The organism is Corynebacterium tuberculostearicum, assembly GCF_046097255.1.
GTDB lineage: Bacteria > Actinomycetota > Actinomycetes > Mycobacteriales > Mycobacteriaceae > Corynebacterium > Corynebacterium tuberculostearicum_J.
Genome location: NZ_CP175770.1, coordinates 2160031 through 2183791, shown reverse-complemented (window position 1 = coordinate 2183791; position 23761 = coordinate 2160031). Strand labels below are relative to the sequence as shown.

The 23761-nt window shown below is 58.2% G+C and carries 21 protein-coding genes and 3 pseudogenes; 9 read left to right on the top strand and 15 right to left on the bottom strand.

Annotated elements, in window-relative coordinates; genetic code table 11:
• Window positions 1-61: 61 nt before the first annotated feature.
• Both ACKFRY_RS10385 and ACKFRY_RS10380 read right to left on the bottom strand, forming a co-directional pair.
• Window positions 62-1696: a peptide chain release factor 3 gene (locus ACKFRY_RS10385; protein WP_408922805.1), complete on the bottom strand. Its 1635-nt coding sequence runs from the start codon at window positions 1694-1696 to the stop codon at window positions 62-64.
• Window positions 1697-1720: 24 nt separating this feature from the next.
• The gene (locus ACKFRY_RS10380) at window positions 1721-2557 is read right to left on the bottom strand and encodes an SDR family NAD(P)-dependent oxidoreductase (RefSeq protein ID WP_200435981.1); all 837 of its coding nucleotides are present in this window, start codon (window positions 2555-2557) and stop codon (window positions 1721-1723) included.
• Window positions 2558-2637: 80 nt separating this feature from the next.
• Here ACKFRY_RS10380 and ACKFRY_RS10375 point away from each other — a divergent pair, with 80 nt between their 5' ends.
• Both ACKFRY_RS10375 and ACKFRY_RS10370 read left to right on the top strand, forming a co-directional pair.
• Window positions 2638-3990, top strand: coding sequence for a potassium transporter TrkG (locus ACKFRY_RS10375; RefSeq protein ID WP_200435980.1), 1353 nt, complete (start codon window positions 2638-2640; stop codon window positions 3988-3990).
• A complete protein-coding gene (locus ACKFRY_RS10370; protein ID WP_200435979.1) occupies window positions 3983-4675 on the top strand; it encodes a TrkA family potassium uptake protein in 693 nt (230 codons plus the stop codon). The genes ACKFRY_RS10375 and ACKFRY_RS10370 overlap by 8 nt, the downstream gene beginning before the upstream one ends.
• Before the next feature lie 9 nt (window positions 4676-4684).
• Here ACKFRY_RS10370 and pth (ACKFRY_RS10365) read toward each other — a convergent pair whose 3' ends face one another.
• Entirely contained in the window at window positions 4685-5332 is a 648-nt protein-coding gene (gene pth / locus ACKFRY_RS10365; protein WP_200435978.1) for an aminoacyl-tRNA hydrolase, read from the bottom strand.
• A 35-nt stretch (window positions 5333-5367) separates the two neighbouring features.
• Here pth (ACKFRY_RS10365) and ACKFRY_RS10360 point away from each other — a divergent pair, with 35 nt between their 5' ends.
• From ACKFRY_RS10360 to ACKFRY_RS10335, 6 genes and pseudogenes are all read left to right on the top strand, one after another.
• Window positions 5368-6351, top strand: a complete 984-nt coding sequence (locus ACKFRY_RS10360; protein ID WP_234447410.1) for a nitronate monooxygenase — start codon at window positions 5368-5370, stop codon at window positions 6349-6351.
• A gap of 64 nt (window positions 6352-6415) precedes the next feature.
• Window positions 6416-7870, top strand: a complete 1455-nt coding sequence (locus ACKFRY_RS10355) for a glyceraldehyde-3-phosphate dehydrogenase (protein WP_394371996.1) — start codon at window positions 6416-6418, stop codon at window positions 7868-7870.
• Window positions 7871-8213: 343 nt separating this feature from the next.
• The gene (locus ACKFRY_RS10350) at window positions 8214-8807 is read left to right on the top strand and encodes a recombinase family protein (protein ID WP_200435976.1); all 594 of its coding nucleotides are present in this window, start codon (window positions 8214-8216) and stop codon (window positions 8805-8807) included.
• A 318-nt stretch (window positions 8808-9125) separates the two neighbouring features.
• On the top strand, window positions 9126-9680 hold the full coding sequence (locus ACKFRY_RS10345; RefSeq protein WP_239274536.1) for a hypothetical protein: 555 nt from the start codon (window positions 9126-9128) through the stop codon (window positions 9678-9680).
• A gap of 3 nt (window positions 9681-9683) precedes the next feature.
• Window positions 9684-10028 carry a pentapeptide repeat-containing protein gene (locus ACKFRY_RS10340; protein WP_366512268.1) on the top strand — a complete coding sequence of 115 codons (345 nt, stop codon included), beginning with the start codon at window positions 9684-9686 and terminating at the stop codon, window positions 10026-10028.
• A gap of 218 nt (window positions 10029-10246) precedes the next feature.
• Window positions 10247-11483 (top strand): annotated as a pseudogene (locus ACKFRY_RS10335) (IS3 family transposase).
• A 31-nt stretch (window positions 11484-11514) separates the two neighbouring features.
• Here the strand turns inward: ACKFRY_RS10335 and ACKFRY_RS10330 are convergent.
• From ACKFRY_RS10330 to ACKFRY_RS10275, 12 genes and pseudogenes are all read right to left on the bottom strand, one after another.
• Window positions 11515-11634 (bottom strand): annotated as a pseudogene (locus tag ACKFRY_RS10330) (HNH endonuclease); the annotation flags it as partial.
• A gap of 18 nt (window positions 11635-11652) precedes the next feature.
• Window positions 11653-13044, bottom strand: a complete 1392-nt coding sequence (locus ACKFRY_RS10325; protein ID WP_234447488.1) for a hypothetical protein — start codon at window positions 13042-13044, stop codon at window positions 11653-11655.
• 82 nt (window positions 13045-13126) lie between these two features.
• Entirely contained in the window at window positions 13127-13840 is a 714-nt protein-coding gene (locus ACKFRY_RS10320; RefSeq protein ID WP_200436277.1) for an ATP-binding cassette domain-containing protein, read from the bottom strand.
• An 87-nt stretch (window positions 13841-13927) separates the two neighbouring features.
• The gene (locus ACKFRY_RS10315; protein WP_150851424.1) at window positions 13928-14587 is read right to left on the bottom strand and encodes a response regulator; all 660 of its coding nucleotides are present in this window, start codon (window positions 14585-14587) and stop codon (window positions 13928-13930) included.
• 10 nt (window positions 14588-14597) lie between these two features.
• Window positions 14598-15758: a sensor histidine kinase gene (locus ACKFRY_RS10310; protein WP_408922804.1), complete on the bottom strand. Its 1161-nt coding sequence runs from the start codon at window positions 15756-15758 to the stop codon at window positions 14598-14600.
• A 29-nt stretch (window positions 15759-15787) separates the two neighbouring features.
• The gene (gene ppk2, locus ACKFRY_RS10305) at window positions 15788-16675 is read right to left on the bottom strand and encodes a polyphosphate kinase 2 (protein WP_150851573.1); all 888 of its coding nucleotides are present in this window, start codon (window positions 16673-16675) and stop codon (window positions 15788-15790) included.
• Window positions 16676-16751: 76 nt separating this feature from the next.
• Window positions 16752-17612 (bottom strand): fumarylacetoacetate hydrolase family protein, encoded by an 861-nt coding sequence (locus tag ACKFRY_RS10300; protein ID WP_408922803.1) that lies wholly within the window; start codon window positions 17610-17612, stop codon window positions 16752-16754.
• A 5-nt stretch (window positions 17613-17617) separates the two neighbouring features.
• Window positions 17618-18148 carry an aminoacyl-tRNA hydrolase gene (gene pth, locus ACKFRY_RS10295; protein ID WP_408921328.1) on the bottom strand — a complete coding sequence of 177 codons (531 nt, stop codon included), beginning with the start codon at window positions 18146-18148 and terminating at the stop codon, window positions 17618-17620.
• A 91-nt stretch (window positions 18149-18239) separates the two neighbouring features.
• The gene (locus ACKFRY_RS10290; protein WP_005329025.1) at window positions 18240-18893 is read right to left on the bottom strand and encodes a 50S ribosomal protein L25/general stress protein Ctc; all 654 of its coding nucleotides are present in this window, start codon (window positions 18891-18893) and stop codon (window positions 18240-18242) included.
• 243 nt (window positions 18894-19136) lie between these two features.
• Complete coding sequence (locus tag ACKFRY_RS10285; RefSeq protein WP_005323655.1) at window positions 19137-20111, bottom strand: ribose-phosphate diphosphokinase; 975 nt, start codon at window positions 20109-20111, stop codon at window positions 19137-19139.
• Between the two features lie 15 nt (window positions 20112-20126).
• Window positions 20127-21572, bottom strand: coding sequence for a bifunctional UDP-N-acetylglucosamine diphosphorylase/glucosamine-1-phosphate N-acetyltransferase GlmU (gene glmU / locus ACKFRY_RS10280; RefSeq protein ID WP_316981125.1), 1446 nt, complete (start codon window positions 21570-21572; stop codon window positions 20127-20129).
• Between the two features lie 67 nt (window positions 21573-21639).
• Window positions 21640-22835: pseudogene (locus tag ACKFRY_RS10275) on the bottom strand (MFS transporter).
• Window positions 22836-22957: 122 nt separating this feature from the next.
• Here ACKFRY_RS10275 and ACKFRY_RS10270 point away from each other — a divergent pair.
• Window positions 22958-23674, top strand: coding sequence for a trimeric intracellular cation channel family protein (locus ACKFRY_RS10270; RefSeq protein WP_200436282.1), 717 nt, complete (start codon window positions 22958-22960; stop codon window positions 23672-23674).
• The last annotated feature ends 87 nt before the right edge of the window (window positions 23675-23761 follow it).

The window sequence follows — 23761 nt, the reverse complement described above, 5'->3', positions numbered from 1 at the left end:
AAAGGCCGCTTCCCTGAACGGGAAGCGGCCCTTTTCTCTGCCGTGTGAAGCTGTGTGGTTTCTAATCCGCCACGAGGGTTTCCATGGTGAGCTCCGGGTGTTCCTTCTCAATGAAGGCGAGCTTCCACTTATCGCCAAAGAGCGCGATGAGCTCGCCATCTTGGCGGGTGAAGATTTCTACGCCGCGCTGACGCCCGAGCTCTGGGGCGGATTCGGCATCGGTGCGGCGAGCCACGGAATAGGGAATAGGCTCGGTGACGGTTTCCACGTTGTATTCGAACTCCATGCGGGCCTGCATCACCTCGAACTGCATGGGGCCCACCGCCGCCATGACCGGGGAGGCATCGCCACGCGCCTCGTTCTTGAGAATCTGGACCACGCCCTCGGCCGCCAGCTGCTCCAAGCCCTTACGGAAGGCCTTGTACTTGCCCAGCGACTTCGCGCGCAGAATGCGGAAGGCCTCCGGCGCGAACTGCGGCATGGGCTTGAATTGCACCTTCTTGCCGGAATAGATGGTGTCACCAGGGGCAAGCGAACCGGCGTTGACCAAGCCTACGATATCGCCCGGATAGGCGGTGTCCACGGTATCGCGCGTGCGACCAAAGACAGTCAGGGCGTACTTGGTGGAAAAGCTGCGGCCGGATTGGGCGTGGTTGACCTGCATGCCGCGCTCGAATTCACCGGAGACCACGCGCATAAAGGCCAGGTTATCGCGGTGCTTTTGGTCCATGCCTGCCTGGACCTTGAAGACGACGCCAGAGAAGTCATCGCTAACCTCGCGAACCTCATCAATGGCGCTGGTGGCAGCCTCAACTGCCTTCGGATCGGAGTCGCGCGAGTGCGGAGCCGGGGCAATGGCGCACAGGGTGTCCAAAATCTGGTGCACACCAAAGTTCAGCATCGCAGAAGCGAAGATGAGTGGGGAGGTCACGCACTGTTCAAAAAGCTCCTGGTCATGCAGGGCACCATCGGCGGCAAGAAGCTCGGCTTCCTCCACTGCGGTCTCCCACACCTCTTCTTCCTTCTCACCGGCGGCATCCGGGTCGAAGTGTTCCTCTGGAGCAATGGTGGAACCGCCAGCGGTGCGGATGAAGTGGATATACTCATCCGCCTCGCCGTCGTCATTGATATGCGCCAGACCGCGGAAATCACCGGCTATGCCCACCGGCCAGTACAGCGGAGTGGGCTGCAGCTGGATTTCGTTGACGATCTCATCGACGAGCTCCAAGGGCTCGCGGCCTACACGGTCCCACTTATTGATCACGGTGACGATGGGCAAGCCGCGGGCCTTGCACACGCGGAAGAGCTTGAGGGTCTGGGGCTCGAGGCCCTTGGCGGCGTCGATAAGCATGACTGCCGCATCCACCGCAGTGAGCACGCGGTAGGTATCTTCCGAAAAGTCCGCGTGGCCTGGGGTATCAACCAGGTTGATCATGTAGGGCTCGCCCTCGTGTCCCTCGGGCGCATACTCGAACTGCAGCGCTGAGGAAGCCACGGAAATACCGCGGTCCTTTTCCATGTCCATCCAGTCAGACACGGTGGACTTGCGGTTGCCTTTGCCGTGGACCGCGCCGGCCTCATTAATAACGTGTGCGTGCAGCGCCAGCGCCTCCGTCAGCGTGGACTTACCAGCATCGGGGTGGGCGATAACGGCAAACGTGCGGCGGCGCGAGGCCTCAGAAACGACAGAACTCATGCGGCATAGTCTAGTGGGTTTGCGCTACCACTCCACATTGAGGCGGCGCCCCAAATCATCAAAGACGCGGCGGGCTACCGATAGCTTCTTCGCAATGGGACGCTGCAGGCCGGGTTTGCGCTTGTCGTTGTAGTATTCGCCGGATTTGAAGTGGATGCCTTCCGTGCCGGTCAGGTAGTAGGCGAGGTTATCGCCGCCGTCTGCAGGCTTGCCAAAGGTTTTGCCGATCAGTCCGGAATACATTTTGGACATCATGCCCGTCGAGGACTTGGAAAAGTCCGTGGCCAGCACGCCCGGGTGGAAAGAGACTGCATTAAGCCCGTGGGCATCGAAATAGCGGGTAAGCAGGATATCCCCCAACTTCGCGTTGCCATAAGCACGCTCGGGGCTAAAGCGCTCCACAGTATCGGGATCGTTCGGGTCAAAGTTGGACATGAGGAAATTGGCCAGCGAAGCGGTCTGGACTACGTTGGCGGAATCTGCGCGCAGCTTCTCGCGCAGCAATGAGGTCAACAGGAAAGGTGCAACCACGTTGACCTGCCAGGTGCGCTCAAATCCATCAGCAGTGGTGGAGGGGCCATCGAAAATGCCGCCAGCATTATTGCCTAGCGCATGGATATGCTCCAGCTCGCTCAACTCTCCAGCCAGGCGGCGCACCTGCCCCAAAGACTCGAAATCGGCAAGGAAGTACTGGCCGCCCACTTCCTGTGCCACCGCGCGAGTCTTTTCCGGGTTGCGGCCAATAATAACCAGGTTGTCTTGCGGGCGGGTGCGGTGCAACTGGCGTGCGGCCGCGGCGCCCAGCCCGCCCGATGCGCCCGTAATCACAATCGTCTTGGCAGTGCTATGTGGCGAAGTCATAGCCCCAATCTTAACTTCGAGGCGGGGGTGGTGCTCGCTAGCAGTTTCCTTGCACCCCAAGCAGGTCTATACTTCCGCTCGTGAAACATCTGTTTTCCATACGGCACTGGGGACCGGCGCGCTTAACCGCAGCCGGCTTTCTTTTGCTCATTTTGCTGGGAACGGTTTTGCTCATGCTGCCGTTCGCCGAGGCCGGCACCGCCCGTGCATCATTTCTGTCTGCCCTTTTTACCGCTACGTCTGCGGTATCGCTCACCGGACTTATCGTGGTGGATACCGGTAGTTTTTGGAGCCCGGCCGGCCAAGTAGTCATCTTGGCACTCATCCAACTGGGTGGCTTGGGCATCATGTCCCTGGCCTCGCTATCCGGCCTGCTTTTTACCGGCCGGATTAGCTTCAAAGCACGCAAGACGGGTGCCTATGAGGGGCGCCCCATTGCTCCTGGCGGAATTCGCAAGACGCTGATTTTTACCTTTGCCTTTACCGCCGTGGCAGAGATCATCATCGCTGTCATCGTGGCTGCGCGGTTGATGATTGGCTATGGTCATTCCTTTCCGCGCGCGGTATGGGAAGGCATCTTTCACGCCATTTCTGCATTCAATAACGCGGGTTTTAGCACCAATAGCGATAACCTGGTGCCCTTTGTTGCAGATGCCTGGATTCTGCTGCCCCTGGCCGCCGCGCTGATTGGTGGCGGCTTGGGATTTCCGGTATGGGCGGAGCTGGTACGCCTCGTGCGCCGCAACCGTTACGTGGTCCACCGCATCTCCATTACCGCGCGCATGACTTTGGTGGCTACGACCATGCTTTTGGTAGCGGGTGCGGTCTTTTTCGCCTGCATGGAATGGACCGGACTGTTGTCGTCCATGTCGCTGGGAGAAAAACTGCTCAACTCTTTCTTTGCCAGTGCATCTCCGCGCACGGCCGGCTTTAATGCCATCGACTACGGGCAGGCTCACCCCATTACCCTGATGGGCACCGATATCTTGATGTTCATCGGTGGTGGCTCGGCCGGTACCGCCGGCGGCATCAAGGTCACCACCGCGTGCGTGCTCCTGGCAGCCATGGCAGCAGAGTTCACCGGGCGCGAAACCACCACCATCGGGCACCGCAGCCTTCCGCGCTCGGTGACCCGCCAGGCCCTGGCCTTGAGCTTTGCCGGAGTCATGGTGGTCACACTCGGCGTGGCGGCCCTGCGCTTTTTCGATCCAGAATTCAGCGGTGACCAAGTTTCTTTCGAAGTGCTCTCCGCATTCGCTACGGTGGGCTTGTCCACCGGAATTACCGCGAGCCTATCTGCACCCTCGCAGATAGTGCTGTGCCTCATTATGTACCTGGGCCGTGTTGGCCCAACCACCTTGGTAGCGGCGCTGGCTGCAAAAACCGTAAGTCGACGTTTTAGCTATCCCGAAGAAAGGCCGTTCCTTGGCTAATATTCTCAAGGCGCTGGGCCGCACCCGCGCCGGCATCGATATTCCACCCGTTGTCGTCATCGGCTTGGGGCGCTTTGGCTCCTCGCTAGCCCATGAGTTGATGGCCAATGGCGTAGAGGTCCTTGGCATTGATTCCAGCGAAAAGCGCGTGCGCGAAGAGGCACCATACCTTACCGAGACCATTGCGGCAGATACCACTGACCCGGAAGCCCTACGCCAGCTGGGCGTGGAAGAGGTCGAGCGCGTCATCGTCGCTATCGGCTCTCACCTAGAAGATTCCATTCTTACCGCATCTAACCTGGTGGAGCTGGGGGTGAAAGATATCTGGGCCAAGGCAGATTCGGAGGCGCATGCGCGCATTTTGAGCCAGATAGGCACCCACCATGTCATCCGTCCGGAGCGCGATACCGGCCGCCGTGTGGCCTACCTTTTGGGCGGGCGTTTCCGTGATTTCGCGGAGATCGCTACCGATTACGGCGTGACCCAGATGGCCGTTCCTAGCTCATTGGTGGGCCGACCGCTCGACCTTTCCGCCATCTGGCGCACCCACCGCGTGCAATTGGTTTCGGTGCGCTGTGCGGAAGGGGAATGGGCCCCGCTTGCCGACGCCACCGAACTTGCCCCCACCGATTTCATCGTCGCCGCCGGCAGTCCCCAGGCCCTAGAGAAATTCTCCCAGTGCTAGCGCGAGTGGTTAACGCGAGTGGATCTGGTTTTGGGCTTTGCTTAGCCCTTCGGTCACGATGAGCCGAGCCGCCTTAGCTGCAGTGGCAATGGCGTCATCAAAGTCCGCGCCGGTATCCACCGGGCCTAATACATAGTCTGGAATCGACGAGCCCTTGGGCGGCCGTGCAATGCCAATTCGTACACGCAAGTAGTCGCGCGTGCCTAAGCGCTCGGTGAGGGACTTTAGCCCGTTGTGCCCGTTTTCATTGCCACCCTGCTTGAGCCGGACCTTATTGGCCGGCAGATCGAGCTCATCGTGGAGGACAATCACATGGTTTGGAGCGATTCCTAATTGCTGCGCTAGCGGTGCCACAGGATCCCCCGACAGGTTCATAAAGGTGCCCGAACGCACGGCAAGTACTTTGTGGCCCTCCCAATTAAGCGAAGCTACCTGCAGATCTAGCCCGCGCACCGGTTCGAGGACATCTCCGCCTGCAGCCAGTAGATCGTCGATGGCCATATAGCCCACATTGTGGCGGGTAGCGGCATACTTCGCGCTGGGGTTGCCCAAGCCCACGATAAGCCAGTCTGCCTCCAGGTCATTCGGATTGAGCCCCGGTTGCGTCTTTTTTCCTGCGCCAAAGATCCGCGCGAAAAAATCTCCTAAATCTGCCACTGCGCTAGCTTCCTCTCTCGGTAGGGTGGGGTGGTATGAGTCAGGTTATTAGCTCCCTTTCCCGTAGCGTAATTCCCGCGCCCATGGCCGGCGGTCCCACCACCCCGGAACTAGTGCACGCAGCCTATGCGGCTGGGTCTTTCGGCACCCTAGGTTTGGGCTCTGCCAGCATCGACTCTGCTCGCACACAGATAGAACAGTGCGCCGGAATTCCGTTCGGGGTGAACCTCTTTTGCCCTCAAGATCCACTTACCGAGCCGTACTTGGCAGCTGCACGCGAGCTGGCTCAAGCAGAAAACCAGCCGCTACCCGAGCCCGACTACTCCTTTGACTATGCAGAAAAGCTGGAGCTAGCCCTGCGCGGCGGCGCCCGGGTGGTGTGGTCCATGTTTGGAACCTTTAACGCTGATCACGTAGAGCAAATTCATGCCGCAGGAGCAGAGGCATGGACCACCGTTACCACCCCTACGGAGGCAATTGCGGCCGCACGTGGCGGCGTCGACGTGCTCTGCGTCCAAGGGCCCGCCGCCGGTGGTCACCGCGGCACGTGGGATATAACCGTGACTCCTGATTCCAGGCAGTTGGAAGAGCTAGTATCCGACGTGCATGCCGCTGTGCCTGAACTTCCCCTTATCGCAGCAGGTGGCATGCGCACCGCGGCTGATGTAGCCAACGCTATGTCCTGGAGTGGAGTTGCCGCCTGCTCTTGCGGGTCCGCCTTTTTGCTCGCCGCAGAGGCCGGCACGAGCGACTATAACCGGCAGCTTCTTCGCCGTGGTGGAAAGACCGTGTCCACACGTGCTTTCTCAGGCCGCTTCGCCCGCGGCTTGGAGACCGAGTACACCCGGAGACACCCTGACTTGCCCCCGGTCTACCCACTTTTGAATCCGGTGCTAAAGAAACGCCGTGCGCAGCACGATGATGCCGTGGCCTACTGCCTCGTAGGTGAAGAGGTAGCCAAAATTAACGGGGGTACTGTGGCCGACATCCTTAACCGACTATGCCAAAACCCACACTAGTAGGCGCTAATATTTATGTTTGTAGATTCAATGCCACCCCCGTGACAGAAAAGGAATGAATTACGTGACCGCGAACGCACATGTTGGCCATGATGATTGGAACGAGCGCCTTGAGCTGGCGCAGCAGATGATTCCACTCATCCACCAGCTGCACCGCAACAATAACGTTGTCACCACCATCTTCGGCCGCCCGCTGGTGGGGCAGACCGATATCGACATCATCAAGTCTCACCGTTACGGTCGCCGCATTGCGCAGCGCCACCTGTCCACGGCGGAGACCTTGCCAATCCTGGTGGAATTGGCAGACATGAACCTAGGCGCCGCTAGCGTGGATCTGGGCCGCTTGGTTCTGGGCTGGGAGGAGTCCAACGAGGAAAACCTCCGCATGTACCTGGAAGGCGAGCTGTGCGAGATCGTCGGTGCTGGCGTGGATCTGGAAACCACCGACGTCGTGCTCTACGGATTCGGCCGTATCGGCCGCCTGCTGGCCCGCCTGCTCGTCGCCCGCGAGGCAGCTTATGGTGGAGTCCGCCTGCGTGGCATCGTCCTGCGCAAGAAGGGCGATGGGGACATCCTCAAGCGTGCCTCCTTGCTGCGTCGCGATTCCGTCCATGGCGCTTTCAACGGCACCATCTCCGTGGATGAGGAAAATGAGGTCATCTGGGCCAATGGCACCAAGATCCAGATGATCTACGCTAACGATCCTTCCGAGATTGACTACACCTCTTATGGCATCAACAACGCCATCTTGGTGGATAACACCGGCGCGTGGCGCGATCGCGAGGGCCTGTCTCAGCACCTCAAGGCCAAGGGCATCTCTCGCGTGCTTTTGACCGCACCGGGCAAGGGCGATATTAAGAACATCGTCTACGGCATCAATAACGAAAAGATCACCGATGAGGATCAGATCCTCTCCGCCGCATCCTGCACCACCAACGGCATCACCCCGGTACTCAAGGTCATCAACGACCGCTACGGCGTAACCCACGGTCACGTGGAAACGGCGCACTCGTTTACCAATGACCAGAACCTCATCGATAACTACCACAAGGGTGATCGCCGTGGCCGCGCCGCGGGCCTGAACATGGTGCTCACCGCTACCGGTGCTGCTAAGGCTGTGTCTAAGGCCCTGCCGGAATTTGAGGGTAAGCTCACCGGCAACGCCATCCGCGTTCCTACCCCGGACGTGTCCATGGCCGTGCTTAACCTTGAGCTGGAAAAGGAAGTAGAGCGCGATGAGGTCAACGACTTCCTCCGCAACGTTTCCCTGCACTCCGACCTGCGCCAGCAGATTTCCTACATTGCCTCTCCAGAGGTCGTTTCCTCTGACTTCATCGGCAATACCCACGCCGGCATCGTCGACGGCGTTGCTACCATCGCCTCCGGCAAGCACCTCGTGCTTTATGTGTGGTACGACAACGAGTATGGCTACTCCAACCAGGTAGTACGCATCGTAGAAGAACTGGCGGGTACCCGCCCGGTTGTTCTGCCGAAGCGCGTATCTCCTGCTGAGCTTTAAGGCTCAGTGGTCTAAAGCCCGCGGTTATCCGCGGGCTTAAGTCGTTTTCCAGGGCTTAGGGCTAAACGTTTGTGATTCAGCGTGTTGGTGGGGTTAGATTTGGTCTTCTTGGATGCTGATTGAATGGTTGGGGCACCCCAGCCGGTGTAGCTGGGGCCCGACCCCGGAAAGTAGACACGTCGGGGGTTAGCTATGCTGCTTGGGGCACTTCATCTTTACTTGCTGACGCTGATGCTCTCGACGGCATTCAGCTTTATGCCCTCTCGGATGCAATCGAGTCGTATCGTGATGCGGTCATCGCCCAGGAGAATGCTGCCTTTACACCCTCGCGGGGCGAAGACTAATGGCCAAAAGTTCTGGTTCGCGTGGGCAGCGGGTGGGCTATATCCGGGTTTCCACAGTGGAGCAGAATAATCAGCGCCAGAAAGAACTACTCAATGCTTCCGGCAGGATTGACCGGTTCTTTGAGGATAAGATTTCCGGCCGCACCAAGACTGCCCGCCCAGGACTGAGGGAGTGTATGGCGTATGTGCGCGACGGTGACGAGCTTGTCGTGTCGTCGATTGACCGCCTCGCCCGCTCGCTGACAGATCTGCGCGGGATTGTTGATGAACTTACCGGCAAAGGTGTGACTGTTACCTTCCTGCATGAGAATCTTATCTTTGCGAAAGGCACCACGGATCCGCGCGCGGATTTAATGCTCGGCATTTTAGGTTCGTTTGCGGAGTTTGAGCGGGCCATTATCCGTGAACGCCAGGCGGAAGGTATTGCGTTGGCGAAAAAGGCCGGCAAGTACAAAGGCCGCAAACCCGCCCTCACACCCGACCAAGTAGCGGAGATTAAGCGACGCACACTGGCGGGGGAGTCAAAGGCAGCATTAGCGCGGGAATTTGGAGTTACCCGTCCTACGGTGTATCGGGCGTTGAAAAACGCCTAGAGCGGTGCAGCCGTATCGGTAAATCTGCGCACCTGTCAGTCCCGCCATACGGCAGAAAATACGCTAAAACACCCTCTTGGCACATGCCCGATATGTAGGGAAGTTATTCCGCACAGATTGTTCTCCTGTTATGAAACCCTCGCAATACAGATCGGCCACTCATCCAGTTTGTATTTCATATCACGCATATGAGCATTCCCTTCGTTAATTAGAGAAGGTACTTTTAGGATAAGTGCTTTTCTACAAGTGGGAGACTCTATCGTGCGGAAATACTGGACCAAAAACGCACTAGGCAAGACAATGGCTGCTCTACTTCTAATGGCTAATTTGTCTCAACCAGCTGCCAATGCATCTACCTCTGCCCCTACAGAAGATTTCGGGGTAATCCCAGGAACAGTGGAAAGCTATGACTCTACAGCGGAGGAAATCTTGACAGAAGCTGCCGCTTCGAAGAACCTCGACACTTCTGTCGACTCGGAATTATCTTTCTTTGGAAATAAAGGCCCTTACACTATCGTGTCGCAGTGGACGGATAAAAATGGAAAGCTGGTTTACCTTCGGGAAAAGGCTCGGGCGAAAAACCAGAACAAACACGGTCTATCCATTCGTGCTTCACAAGCTTCAACAAAATATGCGCCAAAAATTAAGCGCTCCGGCGACCGCTATGAATATCGCCTGCCCATGGATCATATTTCCTGCTCAGGTTGGGGACCTTTTAAGAAGTGCCGGAAAGTTGAAACCACAGACATATTAACGGTGGTTGGCTTCAACAAGATAAGGGACGGCAAACCTTACGGAGTTGTAACCACCCACTGCCTTGGCTACCAAGGCCGTTGCCCGCAATGGATTATCAATTCACCGCAGATTAAATAGCAAATGTACAAAACGATGCCTCAATCGTGGGCCACGGAGCTCGCTGGGAAAGACATTTCCGGGAAAGATATGTCCAACTATGACCTGACGGATATCAATCTCGAAGGAAGCATATGCAAAGGATGCTCGTTTCGCGGCTCCATGGTGGCATGGGCTAACTTGAAATCGGCGGATTTCACCGACGCAGATTTTACGAACGCAATTCTTAGCGAGTCAGACCTTCGTGGAGCGACATTAACGCGCGCGAATTTTACGAACGCATATCTGGTACCTGTTACCGCCAGTCCAAGGCAATTCTCTGAATGTACAGGTTGGGATGCAAGTAATGCGATACTTTATAGCCCCTGATTGCGCCTACGCGAATTCCGTTCAAGCCCTACGGTGTATCGGGCGTTGAAAACGCATAGCTACCGCGATGGGGCGGGTGAATATACGCCCCACAGTACATGCCGTATGGCAGGACATATGTGTAGGCATATGGCACAACTACGTTTTAACAGAACGGACACGTATGTGTGAAGTGTTCCAGGTTTTGTTCCGCTTGAGTAGATGGGAAAATCTGGAACATGCCAAGGAAATTTGACCAGGATGCAAAGGACCGTGTGGTCCGTCTCGTGGAAGATCGCATCTTGGCGGAAAACATGTCGATGCAAGCCGCGTGCCAGGAAGTAGCTCCAAAGCTGGGGTCTCGTGGCACACAGCTCGTCAATGGACTTAAGCCTGCCCGGCGTTCGGGAAACATCCCAGAGTCTGTGCCTGAAGATTTGGTCGCCGAAAACGCGAGGCTACGCCGTGAAGATCAAGAGCTACGCGAGAGCAATGAACTTCTGAAGGCTGCCTCAGCTTTTTTCGCGTCGGAACCAGGTCCAAAACGTCGGAAATGATCCGGTTCATCGATGAATACCGGAGTAGTTTTTCTGTCGAGTTCATCTGTAAGACGTTGAAGAATAACCGCGCTGGTGGGCTTATCACCTCGCGTGGGTATCGCCAGTCCAAGGCCCGTGGACTAAGTGCTCGTCGCCTTCGCGATGCTGCGCTGGTCGAACGCATTAGTGCTATTCATCGGGATAATTACGGCGTCTACGGTGTACGGAAAATGTGGCATGCTCTTCGCCGTGAAGGAATTGATATCGGTCGTGAACAAACCGCCCGTTTAATGCGCCTGGCCGGTGTTTCTGGCAAAGGCAAAGGCGGATCACCTATCACAACCCGAAAAGCTTAACGTGCCTGATCTGCGCCCGGACTTGGTCGAGCGTGAATTCAAAGCCCCCGGCCCGAACAAGCTGTGGGTGGCTGACATTTGCGTATGTGCGCACGAAGAAAGGCTTTGTGTATGCCGCGTTTGTCACCGACGTTTATTCTCGACGGATCGTTGGGTGGGCGTTATCAGACTCCATGCGCTCCGAAGCGTTGCCGCTGCAAGCTCTCAACCAGGCAATCGTGTGTGCTGAGGAAACAACAGGTCTCATTCACCATTCGGATCACGGGTCGCAGTATGTCAGCGTGGTCTACAACGAGCGACTTACCCAGCATGGCATTGCAGCTTCCACCGGAACTGTTGGTGACTCCTATGACAATGCTCTTGCTGAAAACGTTAACGGCTCCTACAAGAACGAGCTGATCCATACCCGCAGGTGGGATGATGTTGTCGAGGTCGAAATCGCGACGCTCAAATGGGTGTCATGGTGGAACGAGACTAGGCTCCACCAAAGCTTGGGATACCGAACCCCGGTCGAGGTGGAAACCGAATTTTGGAAGCAGAACCCGCCACAAGCAATAATAGAAATCAAGGCAAATGCCTAGGAACAAAACTCGGGGCACTTCATTCATTTATTTATCCTTTCTTGCCCCAAAGGCTAAATCCACCTTTGTGAGGTGTTCTGTGTGCGCCTTTTTCAACTAGCTGCATTCTTCCAGTCTCCTGATGGTGGTGCCAGGTCAACCCGTTAGCAGAGCGATACTCTTGCGAGGCTTAGTTAGCCGGCCGCAGCGCTTTAGTTTTAAGCAGCCGGATCACCATCCACGTACCAGCCGTGGCGAAGATTCCTATCAGCACCGTCGCAAGAATATAGCGGGCAGGAGAATCCGCGTTCATGGGCCATGCGGGGAAGGCGATCAACCACAGCGGGGTTCTAGCGAGGACGTCTCCGCCCAAGGTCACGGAGACGATAGTGCAGACGATGCACAGTGCCAGGCCACTCATGATGCCCAGACGAATCACGATGAGAAGAGAGAATACCGAAATAACATATCCCACCCCAATGGCTAGGGGCAGTTGGACGGCCGTCGCCGAAGCTGAGCTGCCAGAAGCACTAAGTGCGAGCGAAGCGCCCACGCATACTGTGGATACTATCCCGAAAAGCCACCAGAGGAGCGCGCTGGAACAATGGCGGGATTCAATGTGGCTGAGTGGCCATACCGGCGCGAGTAATGGCCACACCACAACCGGTAACACACCCGCTCCTACAGGGAGAAGCAGAAAAATAAAGAAGCCCTGGACATAAGTCGGAGGGTAGAAAAGGGCAAGAAATAGCAGTGCCAAGGCACTTAACGCCAAGCAGGCGATAACCGCTGGGCTGCACGCCGCTCGGTGGAGACCAACCAGCGCGCCTACCAAGCGGGGGCGGGCGGTGGCACGCGGTGCTGTGGCCGGGCGCCACGTGGCAGTGGTGCCGCTGGAGACAGCGGTCGTCTGGCCGCGGCGAGGTAAAGCGAGACGGCGCAGGCGGCGCGGAGTGACGATGGCCGCATAGACGCCCACTGCTGCGAGAAGTAGCGTCAGAGCGAGGGCCGGCAGCGGACTTTCTTGCAGGAGTGGATCGCCTGGATCCAAGGGCACGGAATTTTGATGAATGTGCAGTGAATGAAGCATTAGCCGCATGGGCCAAGCTGGTGGAAAAGCCCACCACGTAAGGCCTTCGACGACCTTGGAGGTCACGCTTGAAACCTGCCAGATAACGCTGAGTATTAGTGTCGCGCCAAGGCCATAGCGCCGCGAGCAGGCAGAAGCAAGACCAGCAATGCCAATAGCACCGAGGGCGGAATACAGCCCGGCGAGTGCCACAAGGTGGTGCTGTTCGCGGCCTTGTGCGAACACTACTGCCCAGGACACCCCAAAGTTGAGGAGATGGAACGCGCCCAGGCTGGCGAGCACTACAACTAAGCGGGCAATGTGTTCGTAACGAGTAGTGAGGCGGCGCCACAAGGTGCCGCCGCCACGGGCAAGAACCTCACGGCGCTCTGTAACCGCGGCAAATACCGCAACGAGCGGCGCGTACATGCCGGTGACAAACATAGATTGCCAGCCGAGAACACCGGTAGCATCCTTAGCCGGGGAAGCGATAGCAGAAAAGACTATGGTCATTAGCGCAAGCGGTAAGGCGAGAAGAGGTAGCCACTGCACAGCGCTGCCACGGCTGCGCAGCAACTCTGCCGAAAGGTAGCGCTTAAACATCAGACTCACCACCCAGGGAGGTGAGGCGGAAGAACTCGGACTCCAATTGGCCGCTGGGGGCAAGCTCCTGCAAGGACCCGGAATAGCGAATGGTGCCCTGAGACAAAATGGTGATGTCGTCGGCCAAATGAAGGACCTCGCCAAGCTGATGAGAGCTGACCACAACAGTGTGGCCGGCTGCTGCCAAGTCTCGCAGCAAAGTACGCAGCTCCACTATGCCCTGTGGATCAAGACCATTTTGAGGTTCATCCAGCAGCAAAATTTCCGGATCCCCTAATAAAGCCTGCGCCAATGCCAAGCGGGCCTTCATACCGGTGGAAAAGGATTTGGCTTTCTTAGAACCGACCTCGGCGAGCCCCGCAATGGCTAAAACACGCTCTACCTCAGACTCCGGCAGACCTAGCAAGCGGGTATGTACGCGCAGGTTGGCAGCGGCGGAAAGATGCCCGTAGAAGGCGGGCCCGTTCACGGATGCCCCCACGTGGTCGAGTACTTCACGTGACCAAGGAGCACCAGCCACGCGTACTATTCCGGAATCTGCCGGCAGCAGGCCAAGGAAGATGGAAAAGAGAGTTGATTTTCCGGCCCCGTTGCGTCCAAGCAAGGCGTGGACTCGGCCAGGGGCAATACGAAAATCCACATCTCGCAGTACCGCGTGGGAGCCAAAGGATTTGCTGACGCGTTCAAAGGAGATCTCAAAACTCATACCGCCTAGTCTCGCGGCAGAGCGCCGCAATAACCTCCGCCTAGGCTATGGACCTTCGAGCGAGGTTCTCCTACCACGGTAGGAGGCTTAGGCGATGCCAGCCTTTTGCGCCAAGAGCACTAGAGCTACGCGGTCGCGTGCAGCCAGTTTGGAAAGCAGAGAGGAAACATGTGTCTTGACAGTCGTATCCGCGATGACCATTTCACGGGCAATTTCCCCGTTGGTGGCCCCGCGGGCGATGAGCGAAAGGACCTCCATTTCGCGCCGGGTCACCAGGCTGAGCCCTTGGCGCTCCTGCGCGCTCAACTGGCCGCGGGTAAGGGCGGTGCGATAGGCCTCCAAAACTGGTCCGGTGACCTGAGAGGCCAGCACCGATTCGCCCTTGGCGACGTCCCGGACTGCTCCCACTAGCACCTCCGGATCTGCATCTTTGAGAAGGAACCCATGCGCGCCAGCGGCGATAGATTGAGCCACCAATTCTTCTTCATTAAACGTGGTGAGCATGATGATTCGGCATTCGGGGACGCGGGAAAGGATCGCTTGGGCCGCAGCGATGCCGTCCATACCGGGCATTCGGATATCCAAGATGGCTACGTCAGTGCGGTGGCTCAACGCTGCGGTTACGGCCTCTGAGCCGGTATTTGCGGTGGCCACGACCTCAATATCATCTTGAGCGTTAAGGATGGTAGACAATGCGGCAACTAGCATCGCTTGGTCATCGGCGAGTAGGACTCGAATCTTAGACACGGCTTTCCTTCTACAAGGGTAGTTCGGCATGCAGGATGAACTTTGTTGCATCACCCGAGCACTCTAGTCTTCCACCCAGCGCGTGGGCGCGCTCTTCGACGCCGATGAGGCCAACTCCGCTGCCAGTAACTTCGCTGGGAGTCGGGGAGGGATTGGTAGAGGTTAGGGTGATCCGGGCGGCGTCGGCAAGCGCGAGCTCTACCTCTACCTGCGTGCCGGGGCCTTGGTGACGCAGTGCATTGGTCAAGGCTTCAGAAATGATGCGTACCAAGGCCAATTGCGTCAGTGCAGGCGTCTCATAGGTCTCCGGTAAGTCCGCTGCAATTTCTAAGCCCGCCGCGCGGAACCCATCGATAATGCCCTCGATGTGCTCAAGCTGCTCTGTCGGCTTGAGAGCGGAAGGACCGGTGCTCCGCAGTGCCGTGACGATGCCGCGAACCTCTTCCAATGCAGAATCCGCGCCATCACGGATAGCGGCCAGAGCATCCTGGGCAGCCTCACTATTTACACGCCCGGCAATGATCCCGGCATTCGCCTGAACCTTGATCAAAGTTAGGGAATGCGCGAGTACATCGTGCAATTCCCTAGCAATGAGCAGGCGCTCTTCTTCTTGGGCTTGGTGGAAACGCTCCTGGTCTAGCCGCTCGCGCTGGCGCGCCAAGTCAAAGTAGCGTGCGGCGATGAAGTAGGTGCTGCCCAAAACCGCCCAATGCACCACCACCATGGCCAGATAACGGCGGTCTATCTGGTAGTGCAGCAGGAATGACTCCGGATCAATGCGCCACATGACGGGCGAGATGAAGGAGCCAAGAATCGTCAGCGCCAGCACCGTGCGGGGAATAATGCGGCGCTCCACGTAGCGGGAGGTCGCATACACCGCCATGGGGGCAGTCAGGGCCCAAGGGGTAAGCCCTAGATTGGTGGGCAGCTGGCTCATCCAAGCCACGGCCCATGCCGCGAGCAGCACAATAAAGCCCGTGGCGCTGAGCACGGGACGGCTCCGCCAGATCCACATAAATGGCAGGAATAGCAACGATAGTCCCGCCTGAATAATCTCAATTATGTTGGGATTCTTCGCGGCAGAAATCACATAAAACAGCGCAATGAGCACCGCCACCGCGGTGAGGATTTTATCCCCTAAGCGCGCTTGCGCGACGGTGTCAGTGCTCATAAAGGAAGATAGTAATACAGCCCTTGCTGCTACTTCTTCTTATCCTTCTTCTTGCCCTTCTTGGACGTCTTCTTTGCCGTCTTCTGCTCGGACTTACGCTCCAGCTTGGCAGCGACGTCCGGCACGTAGCGGAACTCTTCGCGGGCGGGGCGCTCATAGGTTTCGCCATCGGAATCTGGGCGCTGCGGGATCTCCGGCATCTCGCGCTCGATCTTCTCGTATGGAATGGTGCTCAGCAGGTGCGAGATGACGTTGATACGCGAGCGCTTCTTGTCTTCAGATTCCACGGTGTACCACGGTGCGGTTGGGGTATCGGTGTGGATGAACATCGCATCCTTGGCACGGGAGTAGTCCTCCCAGCGGGTAATGGACTGCAGATCCATAGGGGAGAGCTTCCAACGGCGCAGCGGATCGTTGCGGCGGGATTCAAAGCGCTTGATCTGCTCCTCATCGGAGACAGAGAACCAGTACTTGCGCAGCATGATGCCGTCTTCTACCAGCATCTGCTCAAAGGTGGGTGCTTGGTGCAGGAAGCGGACGTATTCCTGATCGGTGCAAAAGCCCATGACGCGCTCGACACCGGCGCGGTTGTACCAGGAGCGGTCAAAGATGACGATTTCGCCCTTGGTGGGCAGCTTTTCCACGTAGCGCTGGAAGTACCACTGGCCCTGTTCGCGAGAGTTCGGTGCGGGCAGCGCCTCGATGCGGCAGGTTCGCGGATTGAGGTACTGGGTGATGCGCTTAATCGCGGAGCCCTTGCCGGCGGCGTCGCGGCCTTCCATGATGATGACTACGCGGGCGCCGGTTTCAACGACCCACTGCTGCATGTCCACGAGCTCTGCTTGGAGGCGCTCGAGCTCCTTCTCGTAGGCCTTCTTGTTGAGTTTCTTAGGGGCTTTACTGCTTTTTGTGCTCATTAATACAGCTTAACCGGCGCAAGCGGCTGGGATGAAAACGCTACCGCCCACTTTGGAGTGAGAACCTGGGCACAGCTTAGGAACAAGTACAGCCGGGGCCGCAGCCGGGCTCTCCATAGCGGGTGGTATTAGAAATATGCCCCAAGCCTTCGACGGCGATGGTGACGTTTTGGCCATCCTCGATAAATTGCTGCGGGGTGCGGGCAAAACCCACGCCTTCTGGCGTGCCGGTAACGATGACGTCGCCCGGATTGAGTGGATAGAGCTGCGAGCAGAACTCAATGAGCTCAGCTACGGAAAAGATGAGGTCATCGGTATTATCGCGCTGCCTCTCTTCACCGTCTACGGTAGTGGTGAGCACAGCTCCGGACCCCGGTGACCACTCATCCGCGGTGGTAAGCCAAGGGCCGAAGCCGGCGGTGCGATAAAAGGATTTACCGGCATGGAACTGGCTAGTCTGGCGTTGGAAGTCACGCAGCGTGTAGTCAGTCATGATGGCGTAGCCCGCCACATAATTTAGCGCCTCGTCGCGGCAGACGCGGTGGGCGCGCTCGCCGATGATGACCGCCAACTCACCTTCATAATCCAGCTTCTGTGTGCCATATTCGGGAATGAAGACATCATCATAGGGGCCGGTGAGGGCGTCGGCGAACTTGATGAACAAGGTGGGATGTTCGGGGAATTCGCGTCCCATCTCGCGGATGTGCTTGGCGTAATTGAGCCCCACGCAGATGACCTTGCCGGGAGCTGGCACGACGGCTTCCAAATCAGCGTGGTCAAAGACCACGGGCTCGCCGGAAAGCTGGGCGGCCTTGCGCCAATCTTCGCTGCGCAGCAGCTGGCCCACGTCCTCATAATCCAACTCAACTCCCACGTTATCGCCGTCGATGCGGATAGCGGAAGTTCCAAAGCCAGTGCGTAGGGTAGCCAATTTCATGGCGACTATCCTACGCGCAAGATTTCCTCGACCGCGTCGGCGCAAAGGATGGGGATTTCTGCCTTTTCTTGCTTTGCCCAAGGCTTGAGCACAAACGAAGCAGGGTCCATGCGCCCCGGTGGGCGCCCGATTCCTACCGAAAGGCGCTGATAGTCTTTGGTGCCCAGGGACTTTGTGGTTGAACGCAACCCATTGTGGCCATGGTCGCCGCCGCCTTGGCGGAGCTTAATGGTGCCGAAATCGAGCTCTAGCTCATCGTGAACAACGATGATGTCGGCGGCGGAGAGATGAAAGTATTGGGCCAAAGCTTTGATCGGCCCGCCGGAAAGGTTCATAAAGGACCGTGGCTTTGCGCAGATAATCTTGCGGCCGCCAGCTATGCCCTCGGCGACTTCGGTGTTGGTCTTTTTGTGTACAGAAAAACCGCTCATGAGCTCTCCTGCGAGTTCATCTGCCACATCGAAGCCGATATTGTGTCGAGTGCCTGCGTACTTGGGGCCGGGGTTGCCAAGGCCTACTACGAGAAGTGGAGTCACGCGCTCAATTGTCTCATAGGCAGAGAGAAAACGGCAAGGCCGCCGCGAGAAGCGAATCTCACGGCGGCCTATGCGTGTGAAGGGGAGGGGATTACTCCTCGTCAGAGTCAGCGGACTCCTCGGAATCCTCTGCGGACTCGGCGCCAGCGTCAGCGCCGCCTTCCTCAGCAGCCTCGGCTGCTTCCTCGAGCTCTTCATCAACCTCAGGCAGGGAGATGGAGACGATAACGGTGTCTTCCTCTGCCACCAGGGTGGTGTCTTCCGGCATGGTGACGTCGCCCGCGGTGATAACTGCGCCGTCCTCGAGGCCCTCGATGGAAACCTCGATCTCCTCCGGAATGTTCAGTACGTCTGCCTCAACCAGCAGTACGTCAGCATCCTGGATGTGCATGGTGCCTGCAGCTGGCTCGCCGGTCAGGGTAACCGGAACCTCAACCTCAACCTTCTCGCCGCGCTTAATAGCCAGCAGGTCAACGTGGTCGATGTCGAAAGTCAGGACGTTCTGGTCAACGTGCTTAACCATGGTCAGGTACTGCTCGCCGTCAATCTCCAGCTCCAGAACGGCGTTAACACCGTTGTTGCGGACGAGGGACTGGATGTCCAGCAGCGGAACTGCGAAGTGGACCGGCTCCTGGTGGGAACCGTAGATGACGCCTGGAACCTTCCACTCGCGACGCAGGCGGCGTGCGACACCCTTGCCAAATTCGGTACGTGCTTCAGCCTTAATTACTGGGCGCTGTGCCATGCTTCATTCTCCTTAGTTAAAGTAGTGCGGCGCGGCCAACGCGATAAAAACGACGAAAGCCTGCCGATGGACGTCTTGGACGAGTCATCGCAGGCGTATATAAAAAGCAACATGCTCTAACTTCAATCGCGTCGATAACGGCTTCCTCATCCTGAGGTCGCCCTCGCCGAGACTGAGTTAGATTAGCACGTGCACCAGAAGCAAATCAAAAGCCGCCGAGGGAAATCTCGGCGGCCATACGCTTTAGGCGCGATCGAAGAGGGTGGTTACGGAACCATTCTCAAAGATTTCGTGGATGGTCTGTGCCAACAGCGGTGCAATGGACAGCACCGTGAGGTTGGACCAGCCCTCGGTGGACTGCGGGAGGGTATCGGTGGTGATAACTTCCTCCGCGCCACACTCGGACAGGCGCTCGCGGGCTGGATCGGAAAAGACGCCGTGGGTGCAGGCGATGATGACCTTCTTCGCACCGGCGTCCTTCAGAACGCGCACGGCGCCGGCGATGGTGCCACCGGTGTCAATCATGTCGTCGAGAAGCACGCAGTCCTTGCCCTCTACATCGCCGACCACACGGTTGGACACCGTCTTATTGGCCTCAGTGTTGGAGCGGGTCTTGTGCACGAAGGCCAGCGGGGCATCGCCCAAGTCGTGGGCCCACTTTTCTGCCACCTTCACGCGGCCAGCATCCGGGGAAACCACGGTGATGTTATCGGTGGCGTACTTGGACTTGATGTAATCGGTCAGGATGGGCTGAGCGTGCATGTGATCGACCGGGCCATCGAAGAAGCCCTGGATCTGATCGGTATGCAGGTCCACGGACACGATGCGGTCCGCGCCGGCAGCCTGCAGAAGGTCTGCCACCAGGCGGGCAGAAATAGGCTCGCGGCCCAGGTGCTTCTTATCCTGGCGTGCATATGGGTAGAAGGGCAGGATGGCGGTGATGCGCTTAGCGGAGCCGCGCTTCAAAGCATCGATCATGATGAGCTGCTCTACCAGCCACTTATTGAGCGGCTGGGTGTGAGACTGCATTACGAAGCAGTCGGCGCCACGCACGGACTCTTCAAAGCGAATGAAGATTTCGCCGTTGGCGAAGTCGCGGGCGGTCGTAGGAACCAGATCAGTCTTGAGCTCCTTAGCCACAGCCTCTGCCAACTCTGGGTGTGCACGCCCAGAGAAGAGCTTCATGTTCTTGCTGCTACCAGTTACCTTGCCAGTCATGGGAGAATATGCCCCTTACTTTTCGTTGTCCTGCGCACGGGCTGCGGCATCAGCCGCGGGCGTACCCGGACGCTTCTTTTGAACCCAGCCCTCGATGTTGCGCTGTTTGCCACCGGAGACTGCGAGTGCTCCCGCAGGAACATCGTCTTTAATTACTGTACCCGCACCGGAGTATGCGCCATCACCGACATTGACCGGAGCGATAAACATTGTGTCAGAACCGGTGCGCACGTGGCTGCCGATGGTGGTGTGATGCTTGTTTACGCCGTCGTAGTTTACAAAGACGGAAGAAGCGCCGATATTGGACTGCTCGCCCACGGTGGCATCGCCGATATAGGTCAGGTGTGGAACCTTGGAGCCGCGGCCAATCTGGGCGTTCTTTGCCTCTACGAAGCCGCCGAGCTTTCCGTCCTCGCCCACCACGGTCTTCGGGCGGATATAGGTAAACGGGCCGACCTTAGCGTTGGTGCCGATGACAGAATCGCTGCCATGGGTGCGCACGACGGAAGCGCCTTCGCCCACCTGCATATTGGTCAGGGTGGTGTCGGGGCCGATTTCGGCGTTATCGGCGATGCTGGTAGCGCCCCACAGCTGCGTGCCTGGGTGAATAATGACATCGGAGCCCACGGTGACGTTGACACCAATCCAGGTGGTTTCCGGATCCACGATGGTGGCGCCACCGCGCATCGCTTTTTCTACCATGCGGCGGTTGAGCTCACGGCCGGCAGCGGCAAGCTGCACGCGGTCATTGACGCCCGCGAGCTCGGCCGGATCTGCTGCTACGTGCGCGCCGACGCCGTGCCCAGCGGTACGGGCGATCTCCAGCACATCGGTGATATATAGCTCGCCTTGGGCGTTATTGGAGTCGAGCTTCTGGAGGGCGTCGGCAAGCACGCGCCCATCAAAGGCGAAAACGCCGGAATTGACCTCATTGACCTGGCGCTGTTCTTCGGTGGCATCTTTTTGCTCCACGATGGCAGACACGCTGCCGTCCTCAGCGCGAATGATGCGGCCGTAACCGGTCGGGTCATCGAGGCGCATCGAGAGCACAGTGACCGCGTTACCCTGCTCGGTGTGGGTGGTGCGCAGGCCTTCGATGGTCTCTGGGGTAAGCAGCGGGACATCGCCGTTGGTGACAATGACGGTGCCCTCGAAGTCCGGAATCGGCTCCAAGCCGCAGGCCACGGCATGACCGGTGCCCAGCTGCTCTTCCTGCACCGCCTGCAGTACCTCGCAGTCCAGCTCCTGGGCGATGGCATCCACGGCGGGGGAGACCTGATCGCGCTGGTGGCCCACCACCGTCACGATGCGCTCCGGGTTGATCCCGGCCGCAGCATGCAGAGCGTGGCCGAGCAAAGTGCGACCGCCAATCTCATGCAAGGTCTTCTGCTTAGTGGACTTCATGCGGGTGCCGGCGCCAGCCGCAAGGACGACGACAGCACACGAGGTTGTTGCTACCACGGGTTATTGAACTCCTGGGGTCGAGTCTGATTCTTATCCGGACTACATCCTATAGCCCAAGTGCGATTTATGTGTGAGAAACCTCTTTCAGGCCGCGGGCGCGCCACACACCGAGGAAACCAATGAGGGCAAGGAAGAGCAGCGCCGCCTCAGGTCCGGCCAGTGCCACCACGGAGGAAATGCCACCGACGATAAGCAAGATAACGCCCATCATCGTATTGGCCGCACCCACATACTGGGTGCGCTTGTCGCCGCCGGCCATATCCACCACGTAGGTCTTACGCGCCACGCGAATAGCCGTGTGCGCCAGGTTCACGGCGAAGAAGCCAATCGGCATGACCCAGGCATTGACCGCATCCGGTGCCCAGTGCGAGCTGGCGACCAAAAGCACCAGCACGACGGAAGCCACGGCCGCGCCCACGGCCATGGTGTTCTTAGAGGACTTATCCGAATACACGCCGGAGATGCGCCCGCCCACCAGGGAGGCTAGGCCGGAAGCTAGCACGAATCCGTAGAGCCCAGAAAGGTTGCTGCTGAGCAGCACAATAAAAGAGGTCGATAGCGCCGAAACGAGCAGCAGCGCGCGGACGATGACGAAGTTACGAAATTGGCCGTCGCTGGTAAAAAGCTGCCAGGTATCTTGCCACCAGCGCTTATCGATGCCCCCTTCGGCTTCCTCTGGCACCGGCTCATCCACGTGCGAAAAGACCCACGCGGCAATGGCCCACGTGGCCGCACCAACGGCGAGGACCGTGCCCATCATGGGAATGCTGAGCTCGCCGAGAAAGTAAAGGATAATGCCGGTCAGCAAAGTGGCACCGCCACCGAGGGCTGCCGCGCTACCGGTCACTCGGCCGCGTGCGCCCTTAGAAATCGTGCGCGCTTGCACGTCCTTGCCCGCAATCGAGCACAGCGCGCGGAAGAGGGACAGCGCCGCCAAGGCCACCAGCACCACCACGCCCAATACCGCCCCGCGGGTAAAAATGCCGCGAGCGCGATGACCGCGGCGGATACCGCTTGTCCCAGCGAACCGATAATCCACAGGCGCTTGCGGGCCCTATAGGTAGTCACCCACGGGGTCAGCGCCGCCTGCGGGAGCATCGAACCGGACTCGCGGATAGGGGTGAGCAGACCGGTAAAGAAGGCAGGCACTCCGGCCGCACTAAAGAGCGCAGGCAGCACCGTCTTGGCAGCAACAATCTGATCGCCCAAATTTTGCAGACCATTGGACCAGATGAAATACCGGGCGTTGGATTTAGACATGAGAAATGCGATCTTTCAGAGAAACGAGTTGGTTAAATAAGAGCCATGCTGACACGCCGGAGAGTAAAAGACGGCCGCAGTCACGCCGAAATTCTACCCGCGCGGCAGGAGGCCTAAGAATCATGCACGATGTCGATCCCCTCATCAATTCGCTCTACCAAGCCTTCGATCTTCTCGGCGTAGTTTTGAACGGCATCATTGGCGGCACCCTTGCCCGCCGCCGCGAATTCGACATCGTGGGCTTCGTGTTCCTCGCCCTCTTTTCTGGGCTGGCCGGTGGCATGATCCGTGACATGCTCATCGGGGATGGAGCAGCGGCAGCGATCTCAGACCCGTGGTACCTCGGCCTGGCTTGCGGCGGTGCTCTCATAGCGTTTCTTATCGATCTCAAGGGCAAGGCGTGGGAGCTATTCCGCGAACACGGCGATGCCATCATTCTCGGCGTGTGGTCCACCACCGGCTGCGTTAAAGCGCTCACCCACGGCATGCCACTTATTCCCTGTGTCTTTCTGGGCGTGCTGACAGCAGTGGGCGGGGGAATGGTCCGCGATATTGCCTCCGGGGAAATCCCTTCCATCTTTGGCGGCAGCCCCCTGTATGCCGTGCCCTCTATCCTCACCGGCATCGTCATGGTTACCTTTGCCGGTTACGGACAGTTTGCACTCGGCATGGTGGTCGCGCCGATCGTCGGCAGTGGCATGGCCATCGTGTCCTATTGGCGCGGCTGGGTCCTGCCCCGCGCCGGTGTAGCCCCCGTCAACTACACGGCCGTCCAAGTGGCGGCTATTGCGAAGAAAGCCGAGCTCAAAGGCTTTCGCCGCGGCAGGAAGAAAAACTAAAAAGCTTCCCCACCAGGACTCGAACCTAGAATGACGGTACCAAAAACCGTAGTGTTGCCGATTACACCATGGGGAAACACAGCAAAA